This window comes from Corynebacterium sp. NML140438 (assembly GCF_001875725.1).
In the GTDB taxonomy this organism is placed as follows: domain Bacteria; phylum Actinomycetota; class Actinomycetes; order Mycobacteriales; family Mycobacteriaceae; genus Corynebacterium.
In genome coordinates, this window is record NZ_MLCQ01000015.1 from 28,884 (window position 1) to 42,121 (window position 13,238).

Consider the following 13,238-nt stretch of genomic DNA (forward strand, 5'->3'; position numbering starts at 1 on the left):
CGATGACAGCAACCACCTGGCCTGACCCCAACGACCGCGTCCAGCCAGCCCTCACCGAACCCGCCGCCCGCGGGTGGGTTGAGTTCCTCGGCGGGCCGATGGGGCGCTTCGCCCAAATTGGTCGCTCTAAGTTCTGGACGCCGCTGCGCACCATCTTCGCGCTCGCCTACGTCTTCATTGGCCTCGGCGCGCTGTCGAAGTCGAACTGCGCGATGGGCAAGCTTGATGACGCCGGCATCATGCAGGTCAACTGGGATGGCAACCGTCAGTACACCTCCTTTTGCTACAACGACATCCTGCCGCTCTACGGCGGCCGCGGCCTGGACCAGCCGGGCTTCGTCTACGACTTCTCCTGGGTAGAGGGCGACCTGACGCGCTACATGGAGTATCCGGTGCTCGCTGGCCTGTTCCAGCAGTTCTGCGCGTTCATCTCCCGCAACACCTACTTTGCGGTCTCCCGCATCCTGCCGGAATCCGGCTGGTACTTCTACGTCACCGTGCTCATCCTGGCCGCCATCTGGGTGGTCACGGCGCGCATGGTGGCCGAGCTAGCCGGTAACCGAATCTGGGACACCCTGCTCGTCGTCGGCTCCCCGTTGCTGATCATGCACCTGTTCACCAACTGGGACATCCCATCCATCTTCTTCGTCGTGGCAGCCATGCTCGCCGTGCGCAACAAGAAGTACTGGCTGGCAGGCGTCCTGATCGGCGCCGGCACCGCATTCAAACTGTGGCCACTGTTCATCCTCGGGGCCTACCTGGTGCTGGCGATCAGGAAGCGCACCTTCGTGCCCTTCCTGAAGATGGTGGCCGCCACCGCATTGACCTGGGTGGCGGTGAACCTGCCGGTGTACCTGCACAACCCGGAGGCATGGAACGAATTCAACCGCCTCAACACGGACCGCGGCTGGGAGTGGACCACCATCTACGCCGTGATCAACCGCGTCTTCGGCTGGAGCGGCTTCGACAGCGGCGAAGGTGCCCCCGTCATCCTGAACGCGGTCACGCTGGTGCTCTTCCTCGCAGGGTGCGCCGCAGTACTCATACTCGGGCTCAAGGCGCCGCGTACCCCGCGCGTGGCCGAGCTGTTCGTCCTCATCGTTGGGTTCTTCCTCCTCTTCAACAAGGTGTGGAGCCCGCAGTACTCCATCTGGTTCATCGTCCCCGCTGTCCTGGCCCTGCCGTACTGGCGCCTCCTGCTTTCCTGGATGACGGTCGACATGATGGTCTGGCCGGTGCTGATGTGGCACATGATGGGCGAGGACCAAAAGGGAGTGCCGGGCGCGCTGCTCGACACCGTCATCGTCGCCCGCGATGCGTTCATCATCGTGATTATGGTGCTGGTGATCCAGCAGATGTTCGGCAAGCGCGAGGACAAGGTCGCCGCCGCGCACAACGGCCACGACCCGCTTCTGAGCACACCTGAAGATTGGAAGGAGCCAGCATGGGATCCGCAACCGTTACCGGAATCGCCTCAATTGCAGTCGGATTCGGTTTCATCGCCGCAGCATTCGTAGCGACGAACCGTCAAGAAACCCCTCGCGCCGTCGGCTACGGCATTACCGCGTTCGTGTTCATCACCGTCATCCCGGTGATTCTCGCGGTCTTCGTCGCCGCGCCGAACCCGCAGTAAGGGCGGAAGGGGCGTCGAGAAGTATTTTGCCCAGCGTAACGGGTGGGGTACGCTGGTGGGGTTGCTTGACGCAACGACCCTCCTGCCACCGCACAGTGCGGCGGCCGAAACTATTCAAATCTAGACCATAGGAGGTGATGAGGTCCGTGCGTCACTACGAAGTAATGATCATCCTCGATCCACAGCAGGATGAACGCACCGTTGCCCCGTCCCTGGACAAGTTCCTCGAGATCGTCCGTAAGGAAAACGGCAAGGTAGAAAACGTTGATGTGTGGGGCAAGCAGCGCCTTGCGTACCCAATCAACAAGAAGGAAGAGGGCATCTACGCTGTCATCAATCTTGAATGTGCAGCAGATACCGTCCAAGAACTCGACCGTGTGCTGAGCCTGAACGAATCAGTCCTGCGCACCAAGGTTCTGCGTACCGACAAGTAAAGAACGGCTTTCGGAACCACGGAAACGAAGGAGTCAAAACAATGGCACAAGGCGATACACCGATCACCGTCGTCGGCAACCTGGTTGCGGACCCGGAACTGCGGTTTATTCCGAGTGGTGCAGCGGTAGCGAACTTCCGCATCGCGTCCACGCCACGCCAGTTCAACCGCGACACGAATCAGTGGGAAGACGGCGAGGCCCTGTTTTTGACCTGTAACTGCTGGCGCCAGATGGCAGAAAACGTCGCAGAATCCCTCACGAAGGGCATGCGCGTGATCGTCAACGGTCGCCTGAAGCAGCGTTCCTACCAGACCCGCGAGGGCGAAAACCGCACCGTGTTTGAGGTCGAAGTTGATGAGGTAGGCCCGTCCCTGAAGTACGCCACCGCGAACGTGCAGCGCACGCCACGCGACGGCAACTCCGGGTACGGACGCCCGCAGCAACAGCAACAGCAACAGCAGCCTCAGAATATGGGCGGCTTTGGTCAGGCGCCGCAGCAGCCTGCACAGCAACAGCAGCAGGTACAGCAGTCGCAGCCGCAAAACGATCCGTGGAACTCTGCTCCACCCGCCGGAGGATTCGGCGGGATGGACGACGAGCCCCCGTTCTAAGCATTTCCCACACATAAGCATTTTCAACTCAAGGAAGGTTAGGATTCATGAAACTGATCCTCACCGCTGCCGTTGATAACCTTGGCGAGGCAGGCGAGATCGTCGAGGTCAAGGGCGGCTATGGCCGTAACTTCCTGCTCCCACGTGGCCTGGCTATCCCAGCTACCCGCGGCGCAGAGAAGCAGATCCGTGATATTCAGCGTGTACAGAAGGAGCGCGAGGTCCGCGACCTGGACCACGCCAAGGAGCTGCGTGACCAGCTCGACCAGCTGACCGGCGTGCAGGTACCAGTGCGTACCTCCGAGAAGGGCAAGCTGTTCGGCTCCGTCAAGCCTGGCGACATCGCAGCAGCTGTCAAGGCAGCCGGCGGTCCATCCCTGGACAAGCGCCGCATCAATGTACCGAAGGGCCTTGTTACCAAGACCGGTGGATACCAGGTCAAGGTAAACCTCCACGACAATGTGGAAGGCAAAGTGAACTTCGAGGTCGTTAGCAAATAACGACGATTACCGATAGGTAGTCCAACGACAACAGCTTGAGAACGGGTCCCGCTTGTGAGGAGCGGGGCCCGTTTTCGTTTGCCTGTTTCAACTGTGGATAACTCTCCACAGCTCGGCGTGTTTTGTTCCTGGGGCCAAGCGCCTAGCGCACTGAAAGGCGCTGCGTCAAACCGGCTGGTAGCGGGTTATCCACCGGGGGTAGGCTGTTGCCGAGAAGTGAATAAAAAGCCTTTGAGCAGCAGTGATATCGGATCGTGGCCTGCTATCTACGGGCTTGTCCACACGTTCTCCACACGTTGTGCACACCACCTGTGGAACAATCCCAGGCACGATGCAAAACTATCCACACGCCCTGTGGATAATTCACCTGGTGGTACGTGAATGTCGGGCCTATCCGGTACGCTGTTGTGCGACACGAAAGGGTAAAGGGTGCTGCATGGCTGAGAACTCGAGCGCTGCGAGCTTCGACGATTATGACGACGACTACGTTCTGCCACCGGAGCCGCCAGAGTCCTCGGTGCCACCGGAACCGCGCCAGTGGGACGGCGGGGCGTCGAACTTCAACCGCGGCCGCAAGGACCTGAAGGAGTACCGCCAGCCCCCACACGACGAGCGCGCAGAGCGCTCGGTGCTGGGCGCGATGCTGCTCAACCAGGACGTCATTACGGACGTTTCGGATGCGCTGCGCCCGGAGGACTTCTACTTCCCGGCGAACCAGCTCGTGTACAGGACGATCACGGACCTGTACTCGCACGGCTCCGACATCGACGCGGTGGTCGTTGCGGGCCAGCTCGACCGCAACAACGAGCTCGAGCGGGTAGGCGGAGCGCCATACCTGCACACGCTGATCTCCGAGGTGCCGACGGCCGCAAACGCCCGCTACTACGCGGAGATCGTTGAGGAGAAGTCGATCCTTCGCCAGCTCGTTAACGCCGGTACGCACGTGGTGCAGCTCGGCTACGAGGGCGAGGACGGCATGGAGATCGACGCCGTCGTCGACCGCGCGCAGCAGGAACTCTTCGCGATTTCCCGCAAGAACGCCGGCGAGGACTACAAGGTCCTCGGCGACCTGCTGCAGGACACCGTCGACGAGCTCGCCGCCATCGCGCAGGGCGGCGGCCTGGAACAGGGCGTACCGACCGGCTTCATCGACCTGGATAAGCTCACCAACGGCCTGCACGCGGGCCAGATGATCATCATCGCTGCCCGCCCGGGCGTGGGTAAGTCGACGTTGGCGCTGGACTTCATGCGCTCCTGCTCGATCCAGCAGGGCAAGACCTCGGTGATCTTCTCGCTGGAAATGAGCGTGTCCGAGATCATCATGCGCATGCTTTCGGCCGAGACGGAGATCAAGCTGTCCTCGATGCGCTCGGGCCAGATGGGGGAGCAGGACTGGGAGAAGCTCACCCGCCGCCTCGAGGAGATCCAGGACGCCCCACTGTTTATCGACGACTCCCCAAACCTCACCATGATGGAGATCCGTTCCAAGGCACGCAGGTTGAAGCAGCAGCAGGGCCTCGACCTGATCGTGTTGGACTACCTGCAGCTGATGAGCTCCGGCAAGCGCGTGGAGTCGCGTCAGCAGGAGGTCTCCGAGTTCTCCCGTAACTTGAAGCTGTTGGCGAAGGAGCTCGAGGTCCCAGTGATCGCGATTTCGCAGCTCAACCGTGGCCCCGAAGCCCGCACCGACAAGAAGCCACAGCTCGCCGACCTCCGTGAGTCCGGCTCCCTCGAGCAGGACGCCGACATGGTGTTCCTGCTGTACCGCCCGGATTCCCAAGACCGTGACGACGAGCGCGCCGGCGAGGCGGACATCATCGTGGCGAAGCACCGCGGCGGACCAATTGACACGATTCCGGTGGCCCACCAGCTGCACTACTCGCGCTTCGTGAACATGGCGCACGGCTAATCCTGCACCCGTCCGGGGGTGGGCAGCCAAGCCTGCCCTTGCTTAGGGTTGGCTCGCCATGTATGACACGCTGCGCTTTTCTGGCTAGCATTGTGACCTAACACAGGTACGAACGAAGGAAAAATCACAATGTCTGTCCGGATGATGCACGACGCACCATCAGCGTGCGCCCACACGGTGGCCCAATTAGAGGAACGTATTACCGTCGCGAAGAACCAGGATTCGACGATGCTGCTGAACCTCCCCCGCAGCATCGACGAGCTGGCCGCTACTTCCCAGCCGAGCGGTGTGCTGCACCGCCTCCGCGGCCTGTTTAGCGCGTAGCGCGGAAGCGGCGCAGCCGTAGCGAGTTCGTCACCACGAACACGGATGAAAAGGCCATCGCTATGCCTGCGAGCAGGGGGTTGAGCAGCCCGATGGCTGCCACGGGGATGAGCACCACGTTGTAAGCAAAGGCCCAGAACAGGTTGCCTTTGATGGTGCGCAGCGTCGCGCGCGAGAGACGGATGCCATCGGCGGCGCTCACCAGCGAGTCATTCATCAGGGTGATGTCAGAGGCCTCGATGGCCACGTCGGTACCCGCGCCCATCGCCATGCCGAGGTCAGCCTGGGCGAGCGCCGCGGCGTCGTTCACGCCGTCACCGATCATTGCCACGCGCTTGCCCGCGCCCTGCAGGCTGCGTACCAGTTCGACCTTGTCGGCGGGGAGTACGCCGGCGGTGACATTGGTGGCGTCGATACCCACTTCCTGCGCCACAGCGAGCGCGGTCGCGCGGTTGTCGCCGGTGAGCAGGTGCGGCTCGAGCCCCAGCTCCTTCAGCTTTTCGACGCCCACCCGGGAGTCTTCCTTCACGGCGTCGCGTACCGCAATCACTCCCCTGGGCGCGTCGTCGACCTCGATGGCGACCACGGTCGCGCCCGTCGCCTCCATGGATTCGAAGGCGTCCCGGTATTCGCCGAGGTCAACCGTTGGGCGTCCCACCCGGACGTGCTTGCCGTCAACGGTCGCGCTGGCGCCGATGCCGGGCTCGTTGCGGAAATCGGTGACGGCGGCGCTGGGAGCGTCCTGCACGTGGGCGGCGATGGCGCGGGCGATCGGGTGCTCCGAGTGCGCCTCCACCGCGGCGGCGAGTGCTAGGGCGTCGCTGTTGCCATTCGCGTCAACCACGGTCATTTGGCCGGTGGTGACGGTGCCGGTCTTGTCCATCACGATGGTGTCCACCTGGCGGGTGGACTCCAGGATCTCCGGGCCGCGGATAAGCAGGCCCAGCTCGGCGCCACGCCCGGTGCCTACCAGGATGGCGGTCGGGGTGGCCAGGCCGAGCGCGCACGGGCACGCGATGATGAGCACAGCCACCGCCGCCGTAAACGCAGCAGCCACGCTGTAGCCCAACAGGAGGTGCGCCACCAGGGAAACCGCCGAGATAGCGATCACGGTTGGGACGAAGATCTGCGCGATCCTGTCCACCAGCCGCTCTACCGGCGCCTTGCCTGCCTGTGCATCCTTGACCAGCTGGCCCATCTGCGCCAGCGTCGTGTCCGAACCAACACGCGTTGCCCGTACAAGGAGGCGGCCGTGCGTGTTCAGGGTCGCGCCCGTGACGTCGTCGCCCTCCTTGACGTCGACGGGGACAGACTCGCCGGTGAGCATTGAGGCGTCGATCGCCGAGCGTCCCTCGACCACCGTGCCGTCCGTCGCGACCTTCTCGCCTGGGCGCACCACGAACGTGTCGCCGACCTTCACATCGGCGATCGGCACGCGCGTCTCCACGCCGTCGCGCAGCACCGTCGCGTCCTTAGCACCCATCTGCAGCAGGTTGCGCAACGCCTCGGAACTACGCCCCTTCGCGCGGTGCTCGAACCAGCGGCCAAGCAGCAAAAACGTGATAACGACGCACACCGTCTCCAGATAGACCTCGTCCATCGCTGCCGCGTTCGGCATCAGGCTCATGTGCATTTTCATGCCCGGCTCGCCCGCGTTGCCGAAGAACAGCGCATAGATCGACCACCCGTAGGCGGCCGTGGTGCCCATGGAAATCAGCGTGTCCATGGTCATACTGCCGTGACGCAAGTTCAACAGGGCATTGCGGTGGAACAGCGACCCCGCCGAGAAATACACAAGGGTCGTGGCAGCAAACGCGGCCCACTGCCAGTACGTGAACTGCAGCGCCGGAATCATCGACACCAGCATCACCGGCAGCGACACCACCGCAGACCAGACGATGGTCCACAAGAGGGGGTCGCGCTCGGGTTCGGAGGGGGCGTCGACGAGCGGCTCGTCGGCGTCGGTGAACGTGAACGCATCGTAGCCCGCGTTCCGAATCGTCTTGATCAACGCATCAGGGTCCGCGAGCGTCGGATCGTATTCGACGGAGGCGGTTTCCGTCGAAAAATTCACCGACGCCTCGACCCCCTCCATCTTGTTCAGCTTCCGCTGCACCCGCGACGAGCACGACGTACACGTCATGCCCGAAACGCCGAGTTCTATCTGTGCATTCGACATTAGAGCAGCTTGAACCCCGCTTCCTCAACCGCCTTATCGACGTCCTCCCTGCTCACCTCTGCGCCCTCAACCACAACCTTGCCGGTTGTGTGATCAGCCTTCACCGAGGTCACGCCCGGGATTTCCCCAACCTCTTCTTGGATGCTGAGTTCGCAATGCCCGCAGCTCATACCCTCAACCTGAAATGTTTGCGTTGCCATAGTGAATCCTTCTTTCCTGCGGGAATCGCCCCGCACTTGTTAGTGTTGCACTAATAGCTGCCAATCTAACAAAAACGAAAAGGAGCTGCCTTATGGCCACAATCGACCTCACGGAGGACACGTTCGACGAGGCTGTGAACGGCGAAGGTATCGTCATCGTCGACTGCTGGGCGTCCTGGTGCGGCCCCTGCCGACAGTTCGCGCCTGTCTTTGAGAAGGTCTCCGAGAAGCACCCGGAGGTGACCTTCGCGAAGCTCAACACCGAAGAATATGAACAGCTTGCGAAGGCGCTCCAGATCCAGGCGATCCCCACGCTCTTGGTATTCCGCGACGGGATCCTGCTCCTTGAGCAGCCCGGTGCCCTGCCGGAATCCGCACTCGATGACCTCGTCGAACAGGTCAAAGCACTCGATATGGACGAGGTCCGCCGCCAGGTCGAGGCCCAAAACGCTCAGGAGGAACAGTAATGGCAAACCCATTCGTGAAGGGCTGGAAGTACATGATGCAGTCCTTTGACACCAAGATCGACGAAAACGCCGACCCGAAGGTGCAAATCCAGCAGGCCGTCGCCGCCGCCAAGAAGCAGCACCAGGAGATCACTGAGCACGCAGCCGCCATCATTGGCAACCGCAACCAGCTCAGCATGAAACTGGACCGCCTGCTGAAGTCCCAGCAGGACCTCGAGGCGAAGACCAAGACCGCCCTCCAAACGAATGACGACGCCGCCGCAGAGGTCATCGCCACCCAGCTGGTGTCCGTCGAGCAGGAACTCGAGCAAACCAAGCAGGCCTACGCCGCCGCCGAGCAAGCCGCGCAGGAAGCCCAAGCGAAGCAGAAGGAATCCGAGGCGCGCCTGCAGGAGCAGCTCGCCCAGGTATCCCAGCTGGAATCCCAGCTTGACCAGGCGAAAATGCAAGAGCAGACCACCAAGACCATGGACTCCATGAACCAGTTCGGTGGCGACGACAACGTCCCGACCCTCGACGGTCTCCGCGACAAGATCGAGCGCCGCTACGCCCAGGCGCTCGGCGAACAGGAGCTGGCCAAGTCTTCCATGACCGACCGGATGGCCGAAATCGAGTCCGCTGGCAGCGACGTCGCCGCCAGTGCGCGCCTCGACCAGATCCGCGCCGAACTTTCTGGGGGCAAGTCCTCGTCGTCTTCATCCGAGGCGCCGAAGGAAATCGAAACCGGCGAGTCCAGCGAGGACTAGCTTTGCGCCTCTAACGCTGCAAATGGGAGTAACAGGATTGTAGTAATCCCCGAAAAAACATTCGAAATGGGGAATACTACAATCCTGTTACTCACATTTAGAAAAACCGCAGCGCACAACACAAAAAGAAGGCCCCTGCCCGACCTGAACCTACCCGACCTGGATGTGTCGGGCGGGGGCCTTGTTGTATCGAAAGTGTGTTAGCTTTCGCGGCGAATGTTGATGAGTACGCCCCGGATACCGGAGTGGAAGCCGTCGCGAAGGTTGACGCGCTGGGTTTCCGTCAGGGTGTATTCGTGCAGGGTCTCGCAGGCGAACTGCAGCAGCGGCCTATCGATCTCCGGTGGCAGCCCGCCGCCGGAAAGCATGTGTGCCTTGTCGCGCTGCTCGCTGGAGGCGGCGTTCTCGAACCACCAGGCTGCGTATTGTTGCCCCACGTCGTAGGGGGTTTGGAAACCGGAGGACGTCCAGACCTCTTCTGGTAGTGGGACGTAGCGTGAGCGGAGTTTGCGGCGCGGCGCCATCATCGACGGCTTCGGTGCCGGTTTGGGGGCCGGTACGTCCTCGGTGTCTTCGTCGCAGATGGTTTCCGGCTTTGGCTCCTCGGCGGGTGCGACAGGTTCGTCCGGTGTCGGTGGTTCCGTGGATACCGGGCCAGGCTTTGGGCCTGACTTCGGCATGTCCGCAGGCGACGGGGCCACCGCGGCAACTGGAGTTTCCGCGGCCGGTGGGTCGACTGGCTCGTCCGAGGCTGGCGCCGAATCCGAAGCGGGTTCCTCTGGCGCAGCGAGCGGGTCCGGGCCCAGGCCGGGGACTTCGGTAGGGCCTTGGTTGTCTTCGACGGGTTCGGCGTCGGCGATTGGGCGTTCGCGGATGCTGGGTGGGAGGGGTCCTTCGAGGACGCGGAGTTGCATGGAGTCTGCGAAGTCTTCGCGTGGGTCGAGGATGGTGGTGGTGTCGCAGGCGTGGCGGAGGGCGGAGGACATGGAGTCCCAGCCGAATCCGTAGAGGTGGACGCGGACGCCGTTGTTGGTGGCTTCTTCGACGCCGGGGATCATGTCGGCGTCGCCGGAGACCAGGACGAAGTCGCTGAATTGGCCGCGTGTTGCGTTGATGACCAGGTCTGCGACGAGTCGGGTGTCGACGCCTTTTTGGGTGCGTCGTTCACCCCATTCGATGAGTTGCCCGGTGCGGAGTTGGACGCCGTCGCAGGAGCGCAGTGCGCGCTGGTAGCGGTGGGGTCCGGAGTCGGGGATGCCGTCGTACCACATTTGACGGTGGATGGGTTGGTGGAGTTGGTGGCTGATCATGACTCCGAGGTTGGCGACGACCTCGGGTAAGTCGATTTCTAATTGTGCTCGGGCGCCGATCTCCCATGAGTTGTAAAAGCTCGCCAGTAGGTAAGAAGTGTCGACGAACACCAGTGTGCGTTCAAGCATGGCTCCTAAATTCCGATTCTTTATTGTCGTTAATTTCTTTTCATCACAAGGCTACATATGTTTGTGTCCCTACTCACCTTAGTAGTCGAAGAATTTTCGTAGGGGTCCTTGCCAGCCACCTGACCATGGTTCTATAGTTAGTTAGTGGAGTAACTAACCGATGAGCCTGAAGGGAGGATTGGTGGTTGGAGATTCTGAGCCGCTCTTCGTGCAGATCGCAAAGTTGGTGGAGGACCTCATCGTCGACGGGACACTGAAGTCGGGCGAGCGGGCGCCGTCGACAAACGAGCTCGCAGCCTTCCACAACATCAACCCCGCGACAGCACGCAAGGGCCTCGGCCTCCTTGTCGACGCCCACGTCCTCGAGAAGCGCCGTGGACTCGGGATGTTCGTCACCCCGGACGCGCGCGAACGGATTTTGGAAACGCGCCGGGAGGCATTCCCGGGCACTTTCGTTGCCCCTCTCGTCGACGAAGCCGTCCGCGTCGGCCTCAGCCGTGACGACTTGATCGACCTTGTATATCGAGTAGCAGAAAGCAGAGGAATGTATCGATGAACGCAATGATTATCCGCACCGATGGGCTGGAGAAGCACTTCGGGAAGAAGCACGTACTCAATGGGGTGTCCTTCGACCTGCCGCCTGGCGGCATCCACGGACTGCTGGGGCGAAATGGCGTCGGTAAGTCGACGTTGTTGCAGATCGTCGCGGGCCAGCTGAAGTCCTCCGGCGGCGAGGTTGAGGTCTTCGGTCTGCCTCCATTCGATAATGCTGGGGTGATGGACCGCGTCGCGCTGACCGGCGTCGACGTCGGCTACCCGGCGAGCTGGAGCGGCAAGGACATTCTCAAGGGCGCGCAGCTGCGGTACCCGAACTGGGACGATGGGCTCGCGCGCCGCCTCATCGACGACTTCGACCTCGACGAGGCGCTCGGTACCACGTACAGCAAGATGTCACGCGGGCAGCGGGCGATGGTCGGCAACATTATCGGCATTGCGTCCGGCGCCGAGCTCACGCTTCTCGACGAGCCCTACGTCGGCCTCGACGTCCACAACACCAACGTGTTCTACCGTCACCTCCTCGACGTCGCCGAGGGTGGGCGCACGTTTGTGATGGCCACGCACCATATCGAAGAGGCGTCGAAAATTCTGAGCAGCGCCCTGGTGCTGGGCCGCGACGGCAAGGTCAGCGCGCACGTGACCGCCGACGATGCCGACGCCCACGCCGAACGCCTCGGCCTGCACAACCCCCTGCGGCCCATCGACTTCGGCGATGTTATCGAGCACCTTCTGGAGGTGAGCTAAATGCAGACCTTTGTCCGCCCCGGTTTCTTCCGCGCGCAGCTATTCGCGGGCTCGAAATGGCGCTTCTGGATGACACTCTTTGGCCTGCTCATGGGCGCTGCGACCATTTTTGCCGACTGGCTGGGTAGTATTCCGCTGATCATCATGGCGGCGACGTTCTCCTCGCTCCTCCTCTACGCGACCCTTATCCCCGAGCAGAATGTTTTTCGTTCCTACGGGATGAACCGCAAGCGCGCCCTCGCGTACAAGCGCCGCGCTGCCCTCGCGGTCTGGGCCGTCCTTTGCATCCCGACGTTCATCGTGAGCCCATCGCTGTACGGTCTGCTCGCCATCGCGCTGGTCACCGCGTGGCTCGCCCTGTACGTACGTAACGACGCCACCACCGGCGACGAACTCAGCTCCCCCGATGAAGGATCGGCCATCATGGGTCTCCGCCTCGACCAACCCCTCATCTTCCAGCTTTTCTGGAAGCAGCCGCTTCTCCTGGCCGCAGGTTTTGGTGTGGCCACGGCCCTCGTGCAGCTCGCGGTCCAATCGTTCGCCGACAAAGAGTGGGTCCCATTCGTGGCGACTATCCCTGACCTGTTCCTGTTCGGCACCTTCGCGGCAATCTACTCGTGTGGGGCGCGGCCTCGCCAGCGACCGCCCGCGCGTACGGCATTCCGCGCCGCGCGTGGGGCCTGCACGGCATGGGGGCAGTGGTGGTATCCGCGGGGATCTACGTTGCGTTCCGAGCCCTTCCCTCACTTTTCGACGCCCACACTCTCCCCGCCGCACCCCTCCTAACCACGTTCATCTTGATCCTCACCGGACTTGCAATGCCGTTGGCGTGGGGGCGCAAGCAGGTAGTGACGTTCATGGCAGTGATGATCCTTTGGCAGTTCATCCGTGACCCAGAGCCGGGGAACGGCATGCTCATCGCGGCTAGCTGCGCATTGCTCGTGGTGCTTCTGACGCTCGCGTTGTACGTCGTCGGGCGTGTCAATGGCGCCCAAAAGAACCCCGATATGAAGTTATAAAAATGCCGTCTGTCCTGGCGATTTGTGTTGTTGTTGGTGTGTGTGTAACTTTATGTGAGTCAGCGAGACCGACAACGCCCCGCCAGACAGACTCTTTACCGGGTTGGATGGTGAGATGGCGGTTAGGAAAACTACCGTTGGCCGACATAATGAAATAGGTTCTGTGATACGGCGCTGGTTTGCGTTGTTGAGAATGTTTTGTTAGTGTCAATCTTCGTCGCTTTGAATGTGCCACCGTGTTTGGTGGTGTGTTTGGGTGTGCGGTTGTTGTTTGAGAACTCGATAGTGTGCCAATGTACTTTTTATTTTTTTGATTGCATTGACGTGTGGTTGCGTGCTGTGTGCCATGTTTGTGGTGTGTGCCGGTGGTGATGCTTGAACCTATGATTGGGTGTCGCTAGTTTTGGTGCAGATGCATGGTCATGTTGACTGTTTTGTTGATGTGGTTGTGACTGGTCCTGTTGTGCCCCGTCGG

At 61.7% G+C, this 13,238-nt stretch carries 16 protein-coding genes; 13 read left to right on the top strand and 3 right to left on the bottom strand.

Features of this window, described 5'->3' with window-relative positions; all coding sequences use genetic code 11:
* Positions 1-2 precede the first annotated feature (2 nt).
* The 7 genes from BJP08_RS02835 to BJP08_RS02865 all read left to right on the top strand — a co-directional run bounded on the left by BJP08_RS02835 (position 3) and on the right by BJP08_RS02865 (position 5,411).
* On the top strand, positions 3-1,517 hold the full coding sequence (locus BJP08_RS02835) for a glycosyltransferase family 87 protein (protein WP_071568165.1): 1,515 nt from the start codon (positions 3-5) through the stop codon (positions 1,515-1,517).
* A complete protein-coding gene (locus BJP08_RS02840) occupies positions 1,445-1,633 on the top strand; it encodes a hypothetical protein (RefSeq protein ID WP_071568166.1) in 189 nt (62 codons plus the stop codon). Before BJP08_RS02835 ends, BJP08_RS02840 begins: the two co-directional genes overlap by 73 nt.
* Before the next feature lie 137 nt (positions 1,634-1,770).
* A complete protein-coding gene (rpsF, locus tag BJP08_RS02845) occupies positions 1,771-2,067 on the top strand; it encodes a 30S ribosomal protein S6 (protein WP_071568167.1) in 297 nt (98 codons plus the stop codon).
* A gap of 41 nt (positions 2,068-2,108) precedes the next feature.
* Positions 2,109-2,678, top strand: a complete 570-nt coding sequence (locus BJP08_RS02850) for a single-stranded DNA-binding protein (protein WP_071568168.1) — start codon at positions 2,109-2,111, stop codon at positions 2,676-2,678.
* A 47-nt stretch (positions 2,679-2,725) separates the two neighbouring features.
* Positions 2,726-3,178: a 50S ribosomal protein L9 gene (gene rplI, locus BJP08_RS02855; protein WP_071568169.1), complete on the top strand. Its 453-nt coding sequence runs from the start codon at positions 2,726-2,728 to the stop codon at positions 3,176-3,178.
* A 436-nt stretch (positions 3,179-3,614) separates the two neighbouring features.
* Positions 3,615-5,087: a replicative DNA helicase gene (dnaB, locus tag BJP08_RS02860; RefSeq protein ID WP_071568170.1), complete on the top strand. Its 1,473-nt coding sequence runs from the start codon at positions 3,615-3,617 to the stop codon at positions 5,085-5,087.
* Between the two features lie 129 nt (positions 5,088-5,216).
* Positions 5,217-5,411 (top strand): hypothetical protein, encoded by a 195-nt coding sequence (locus tag BJP08_RS02865; RefSeq protein WP_070361729.1) that lies wholly within the window; start codon positions 5,217-5,219, stop codon positions 5,409-5,411.
* On the opposite strand, the gene BJP08_RS02870 is transcribed toward BJP08_RS02865, so the two are convergent.
* Both BJP08_RS02870 and BJP08_RS02875 read right to left on the bottom strand, forming a co-directional pair.
* Entirely contained in the window at positions 5,401-7,590 is a 2,190-nt protein-coding gene (locus BJP08_RS02870; protein ID WP_071568171.1) for a cation-translocating P-type ATPase, read from the bottom strand. The genes BJP08_RS02865 and BJP08_RS02870 overlap by 11 nt on opposite strands.
* Positions 7,590-7,790 carry a heavy-metal-associated domain-containing protein gene (locus BJP08_RS02875; protein WP_071568172.1) on the bottom strand — a complete coding sequence of 67 codons (201 nt, stop codon included), beginning with the start codon at positions 7,788-7,790 and terminating at the stop codon, positions 7,590-7,592. The genes BJP08_RS02870 and BJP08_RS02875 overlap by 1 nt, the downstream gene beginning before the upstream one ends.
* A 92-nt stretch (positions 7,791-7,882) precedes the next feature.
* On the opposite strand from BJP08_RS02875, the gene trxA reads away from it, so the two are divergent.
* Both trxA and BJP08_RS02885 read left to right on the top strand, forming a co-directional pair.
* The gene (trxA, locus tag BJP08_RS02880; protein ID WP_071568173.1) at positions 7,883-8,257 is read left to right on the top strand and encodes a thioredoxin; all 375 of its coding nucleotides are present in this window, start codon (positions 7,883-7,885) and stop codon (positions 8,255-8,257) included.
* A complete protein-coding gene (locus tag BJP08_RS02885; RefSeq protein ID WP_071568174.1) occupies positions 8,257-9,003 on the top strand; it encodes a PspA/IM30 family protein in 747 nt (248 codons plus the stop codon). The genes trxA and BJP08_RS02885 overlap by 1 nt, the downstream gene beginning before the upstream one ends.
* A gap of 200 nt (positions 9,004-9,203) precedes the next feature.
* Here BJP08_RS02885 and BJP08_RS02890 read toward each other — a convergent pair whose 3' ends face one another.
* A complete protein-coding gene (locus tag BJP08_RS02890; protein ID WP_071568175.1) occupies positions 9,204-10,442 on the bottom strand; it encodes an NYN domain-containing protein in 1,239 nt (412 codons plus the stop codon).
* 160 nt (positions 10,443-10,602) lie between these two features.
* Between BJP08_RS02890 and BJP08_RS02895 the strand changes: the two genes are divergently transcribed.
* Genes BJP08_RS02895 through BJP08_RS02910 form a run of 4 tightly spaced genes read left to right on the top strand, consistent with a single transcriptional unit; the run spans position 10,603 to position 12,763 of the window.
* The gene (locus BJP08_RS02895) at positions 10,603-10,998 is read left to right on the top strand and encodes a GntR family transcriptional regulator (protein ID WP_071568176.1); all 396 of its coding nucleotides are present in this window, start codon (positions 10,603-10,605) and stop codon (positions 10,996-10,998) included.
* The gene (locus BJP08_RS02900) at positions 10,995-11,744 is read left to right on the top strand and encodes an ABC transporter ATP-binding protein (RefSeq protein WP_071568177.1); all 750 of its coding nucleotides are present in this window, start codon (positions 10,995-10,997) and stop codon (positions 11,742-11,744) included. Before BJP08_RS02895 ends, BJP08_RS02900 begins: the two co-directional genes overlap by 4 nt.
* Positions 11,745-12,530, top strand: a complete 786-nt coding sequence (locus BJP08_RS02905) for a hypothetical protein (RefSeq protein WP_071568178.1) — start codon at positions 11,745-11,747, stop codon at positions 12,528-12,530. It begins immediately after the preceding gene.
* Between the two features lie 11 nt (positions 12,531-12,541).
* On the top strand, positions 12,542-12,763 hold the full coding sequence (locus BJP08_RS02910) for a hypothetical protein (RefSeq protein WP_143109998.1): 222 nt from the start codon (positions 12,542-12,544) through the stop codon (positions 12,761-12,763).
* Positions 12,764-13,238 lie beyond the last annotated feature (475 nt).